The organism is Acinetobacter sp. UBA5934 (assembly GCF_002430855.1).
Classification (GTDB): domain Bacteria; phylum Pseudomonadota; class Gammaproteobacteria; order Pseudomonadales; family Moraxellaceae; genus Acinetobacter.
Map to the genome: position 1 here is coordinate 1 of NZ_DJDC01000158.1, position 4,487 is coordinate 4,487.

4 protein-coding genes are annotated in these 4,487 nt (G+C 46.3%); all 4 read right to left on the reverse strand.

Annotated features, from left to right (window positions below; translation table 11 throughout):
* Positions 1-3 precede the first annotated feature (3 nt).
* Positions 4-1,371: an amidohydrolase family protein gene (locus B2Y23_RS11415; protein ID WP_291370887.1), complete on the reverse strand. Its 1,368-nt coding sequence runs from the start codon at positions 1,369-1,371 to the stop codon at positions 4-6.
* Positions 1,372-1,397: 26 nt separating this feature from the next.
* A complete protein-coding gene (locus B2Y23_RS11420) occupies positions 1,398-2,318 on the reverse strand; it encodes an ABC transporter permease (RefSeq protein WP_291370889.1) in 921 nt (306 codons plus the stop codon).
* Between the two features lie 27 nt (positions 2,319-2,345).
* Entirely contained in the window at positions 2,346-3,440 is a 1,095-nt protein-coding gene (locus B2Y23_RS11425) for an ABC transporter permease (protein ID WP_291370891.1), read from the reverse strand.
* Between the two features lie 18 nt (positions 3,441-3,458).
* Positions 3,459-4,487: ATP-binding cassette domain-containing protein (locus B2Y23_RS11430; protein WP_291370893.1), on the reverse strand; the 1,029-nt coding region annotated here is incomplete at its 5' end.

Consider the following 4,487-nt stretch of genomic DNA (forward strand, 5'->3'; position numbering starts at 1 on the left):
CCTTTATAGGCGCTGTAACTCATTCACCACAGTTCCCTGCTCTGACAGCCATTTGTCACGGCGTCTGAATAACGCAGGTGCGGCCTGATTGACCTGATCGATTAAGGCCTGCATATCTGCATGCACCAGTTTACGATTTTCCACCACCACTTGCCCATTGACCATGGTCATATGCACATCTTGGCCTTGTACCGCATGTACCAGATTCGTATGCAGGTTCATTAAGCGTCCGTGATCGATCAAAGGGGTCATTCTTGGCGTCGCCATATCAACGGCAATGATATCGGCCAGTTTACCTGCTTCAAGCGATCCAATCTGATGCTGCATGCCCAGTGCTTTTGCACCTGTCAGCGTTGCCATTTGACAGACTGACCATGAATCGAGTGCTGCGGCATCTAAATTGGAAAATTTGGCCAATAAAGAGGCAGTTTTCATTTCCTCAAACATATCCAGATTGTTATTTTCTTTTTCACCATCCGTGCCTAACCCAACCGCAATGCCATGACGCAGCATTTCGGTAATAGGTGCCGCACCTGAAGCCAGTTTCATATTGGAGATCGGATTATGCGCAACGCCCACATCATAATGCTTAAGAATTTCGATCTCGTCTGAATTGGCCCAGACACAGTGTGCCAACAGACATTTAGGAACATCAAACATGCCTAAACGTTCGAGCGTCTGGATGGGACGCATGCCATAACGTCTAAGGTTTTCTTCCACATCGAACTGGCTTTCATTGCTATGGGTGTGAAAACCGGTCTGATAATCCTGGCAAAGTTTCTGAATACGGGCCAACGCTTTTTCTTCTGCATAAAACAGATGTTCCAGACCGACCCAGACATTAATTCGCCCAGCTGCGCCTTGATGCCATTTTTGAATCAGCGCTTCATTGCTATTTAAGGTTTCAAAATAGTTGTGATCAGGATGTTCTGCCACATAAAGCACCAGTACCGCGCGGATGCCAAGTTGCTCTGCTGCTTCGGCACTGCCATCCATATAACGCCACATATCCACGATGGTGGTGGTTCCTGAAAGCAGTGCTTCGGCATAGCAAAGATAGGAAGCTATTTTGGCATCTTCAGGCGTTAAAATCCGGTGCATCGGATCGATAAACTGCTGCAACCAGTCCCAGACAGGTAAACCTTCGGCGGTGCCTCTTAACAGTCCTGAATGGCAGTGGGTATTGATTAAACCTGGCATCAGTAAACTGTTCGGATATTGACTCACTTCTACATCTGGGTATTGCCGGGTTAATTCTTCCAGTGTACCCACCTGCTTGATATATGCACCCTCAATTAAAATAGCCCCATGGCGAATACAATCCAGTGTTGAATTCATGGTCAGGACATAATCTGCAGTCATGATTTTCATTGTCATATTTCCTCTGCTCTGTCCAGTTAAGGGCTAAATGTCTTACCCAGCGAAGCAGGCAAATTCAGTTTCAGTAGTTTTTTATCACGTGAAATGATCACCAGAACCAAAATCGTTGCGATATAAGGTAATGCCGATAAAAATTCATTTGGGATGTTCAGACCGAGTGCTTGAGCATGAAATTGCAAAATGGTGACCCCGCCAAATAAATAGGCACCCAGCATTAAGCGAGTCGGTTTCCATGCGGCAAAAACGACTAGAGCAATGGCAATCCAGCCACGTCCGGCTACCATGTTTTCAATCCACATTGGGGTATATACGGTTGAGAGGAAAGCCCCGCCAATTCCGGCCATGGCCCCGCCAAAAAGCACCGCGCCATAACGAATCGCTAAAACGTTGTAGCCCATGGCATGTGCGCTTTCTGGCGACTCGCCTACGGCTTTTAACAATAAGCCCAAACGGGTTTTGGCCAATACCCACCACACCACAGCGAATGCCAGAATCGATAAATACACCACATAGTTTTGCTGAAATAAAATTGGACCAATAACAGGAATATCAGCCAGTCCGGGGATATTTAAATTTTGTAATCCCGGCAATGCAGTACTCACATAATTCTGCCCGATAAAAGCCGAAATCCCGATCCCGAAAATGGTCAAAGCCAGACCGCAAGCCGACTGATTCGTGCTCATTGATAAAGTGAAAAAGGCAAAAATCAGTGCCATCAAGCTTCCAGCCAGTCCCCCCATAAACAAAGCACTTAAGACACTGGCATCATATTGAGAGGCAAAGGCAAAACCGGCAATCGCACCGACCAGCATCATCCCTTCTACGCCCAAATTAATCACACCTGTACGTTCTGCAACAAGTTCGCCTAATCCTGCAAATATCAATGGAGTCGCTGCGGCCACAGTACCGGCAAGAATGGCGGTAATTTCTATACTCATCTCTGGTTATCCTTTTTATTGACAGCATTAAGCCGCTGGTTGAACAGTTTCAGCGGGTGGCTGCTTCTTCTTGGCGAAACGGTAGCGATTTTCAATTAGCGCATCAGACGCCAACAGGAAAAACAGCAATAAACCCTGGAAAATACCGGTAATGGCAACCGGAAGCTGCAACTGCATTTGTGCCAGTTCACCGCCCAGATAAATCAGCGCCATAAGCAAGCCGGACAATACAATGCCAATCGGGTTTAAACGGCCCAAATAGGCCACAATAATTGCGGCATAACCATAGCCCGGAGAAATATTTGGATTGAGCTGACCAATCGGACCTGCGACTTCACAAATCCCGGCAATTCCCGCCATTAATCCAGAAATGCCCAAACTGAACCAGATGGCTTTTCTAGAAGAAAAACCGGCATATTGGGCCGCCATAGGTGCCTGACCACTGACTTCTAATCTATATGCGCTGACACTTTTACGAATAAATATCCAAAATAGCGCTACAGCTAACAGGGTCAGGAAAATTGAGGCATTGACCCGGGTCCCTTCAATCACATAGGGTAAAACCGCACTGTCACTAAACATCACCGATTGCGGAAAATTCATGCCGTCCGGATCACGCCACGGTCCATTGACCAAATACATCAGCAGAAAAAAGGCCACATAGTTCATCATCAAGGTGGTCAGGGTTTCTTCTGCATTAAAATGGGTTTTTAACAATGCTGGAATCAGCCCCCAAATTGCGCCACCGATTGCTCCCATGATGATCATCAGCGGTAAAATCCACCAGCCCAGCTGTTCAAAAAACAGGATCGCAATACCGCCACCAAAAATGGCACCCATGGTCAGCTGTCCTTCGGCACCAATATTGAATAATTTGGCGCGAAAACCGACCGCCAGACCTAAGGCAATCAAAATCAATGGACTGGCTTTAATTAGCAGTTCACTCAGGTTATAAGCACTACTGAGCGGCTCAATAAAGAAAATATACAAAGCCTGAAGCGGATTGACCCCAAGCATTAAAAACAGCAGGCTACCGACACAGAGCATGGCCAATAGCGCAATAAAGGGAGACAGCCATTTCATAAGTTGAGAAGGATGTTCTCTAGGTTCGAGTAAATGCATCAAATCACCTATTCTTCTCTAAACTGAAATTGGTTGTATTTCAGCTGCAGCCTGAACGACTGCATGGTTATTGATTCCAGCCATTAATAAACCGATTTCTTCAGCATTGGTGTTATGGGTAGCAATCGGTTCGGATAATTTGCCGCTAGCCAACACACATAGCTGATCGCTGATTTCAAAGAGTTCTTCTAATTCTTCGGAAATCACCAAAATGGCCACTCCCTGACGTGATAAATCAATCAGGGTCTGGCGGATAAACATGGATGCCCCAATATCGACTCCCCAAGTCGGCTGCGAGACAATCAGCACTTTCGGGTTTTGTAGAATTTCCCGGCCTACAATAAATTTTTGCAAGTTACCGCCAGACAAGCTGCGTGCTTCTGCCTGCGGGCCGGCTGCCTTGACATTGAACTTTTCAATGCAATGCGCAGCAAAGGCTTTGGTTTTTTCAAAATTGATCAATCCAAAACGGCTTAAACCCTGACGAAATGCAGTGAGAAAAGCATTTTGTGACAAGCTCATATTGGGCACTGCACCGCGTCCCAAACGTTCTTCCGGAACAAAGCCCAAGCCCAAATCACGGCGCTCACCTGCATACAATCGGGAGACATTTCTGCCTTCAAACAGGATTTTGCCCTGATCAGTCAGCTTTTCGCCCGATAGCAATGCCAGCAATTCGGCCTGACCATTGCCAGAGATCCCGGCGATACCGGTAATTTCACCAGCTTTTAATTCCAGATCTATATTGCTTAAAGACACACCAAAGGGATCATCAGATGCATAATTGAGTTGTTTCACTTGCAGCAAGACACTTTGTTCACCTGAAAATGCCGAGTGTTGATAAGATGGAAGTTCACGTCCAATCATCAGACGGGCCAATTCACTGGTGCTTTTTTCACTCGGTTTGACGTGACCCGTGACCCGACCATTTCTTAAAATGGTGGCTTCATCACACAGCTCTTGAATTTCATGCAGTTTATGACTGATATAAAGAATCGATACCCCTTGCGAAGCCAGCAGTTTCAGGGTTTTAAACAGCTGTTTCAC